This window comes from Streptomyces sp. NPDC059534 (assembly GCF_042743475.1).
GTDB lineage: Bacteria > Actinomycetota > Actinomycetes > Streptomycetales > Streptomycetaceae > Streptomyces.
In genome coordinates this window covers 1-1064 of record NZ_JBHWAQ010000155.1, presented here as the reverse complement: position 1 = coordinate 1064, position 1064 = coordinate 1, and the positions used below count along the sequence as shown (strand labels likewise).

1 protein-coding gene is annotated in these 1064 nt (G+C 62.8%); it reads left to right on the top strand.

Annotated features, from left to right (window positions below):
- Positions 1 to 56 precede the first annotated feature (56 nt).
- Positions 57 to 1043: an IS481 family transposase gene (locus ACFVZH_RS40455; RefSeq protein WP_384905656.1), complete on the top strand. Its 987-nt coding sequence runs from the start codon at positions 57 to 59 to the stop codon at positions 1041 to 1043.
- Positions 1044 to 1064: the final 21 nt, after the last annotated feature.

Below are 1064 nucleotides of genomic sequence, written 5' to 3'. Positions count from 1 at the left end.
TATAAAACTGCCGGACGTTGGTTACACATGGGTCTCCGAACAGACGGAGATCTGCCATGCCCCCTTCGCTGGAACAGCAGCGGGACCGTCAGGCCCAGCATCGCCTGGCGGTCCTGCGCCACGCTGAGGAAGTCACCGGGAATGTCGCGCTGACCTGCCGCTACTACGGCATCAGCCGCACGTGCTTCTACAAATGGCTGCGTCGGTATCAGGACGAGGGCCTTGAGGGCCTGCGGGACCGCTCCAGCAAGCCTCACCACTGCCCGCACGCCACCGAGGCCGACGTCGTCGACAAGATCGTCTACCTCCGGCAGCACTACCATTTCGGCCCGATGAAGATCAAGATGTACCTGAAGCGGTACCACGACATCGACATCGCCTGCTCAGCCGTCTACCGCATCCTCAAGAAGCTCGGCATGAACCGCCTGCCGGCCTCCCAACGCTACAAACGGCACGACAAGCGCTACACCCGCTACGAGAAGCAGCAGCCCGGCAACCGGGTCCAGATCGACGTGAAATTCATCGAACCGATCGGCCTCCAGGAACAGACACCGGCCGCGGCGCCGGTCACCACAACCCTGCCCAAGCGGCGCCGCCGGGCGAAGTACTACCAGTTCACCGCCATCGACGACTGCACACGGCTGCGCGTGCTGCGGATCTACCCGCGGTGCGACCAGAAGACCGCAGTCCAGTTCCTCGACTACCTCCTCGAACGCCTGCCGTTCCGCGTCGAGGTGATTCAGACCGACAACGGCGCTGAGTTCCAGTCCGCCTTCCACTGGAACGTCCTCGACAAAGGCATCGCCCACACATACATCAAACCCGCATCACCGCACCTCAACGGCAAGGTCGAACGCTCCCACCGCATCGACGCGGAGGAGTTCTACCGCATGCTCGACGGCATCCTCATCGACGACACCGGCGTCTTCAACGACAAGCTGAGAGAGTGGGAGGACTACTACAACTACCACCGTCCCCACGGCGCCCTCGGCGGACAGACGCCCTACGAGCGCCTCAAGCAGAAGACCCAGACCCTGCTGTAATCAAGCTGCGGCAGTCGCACA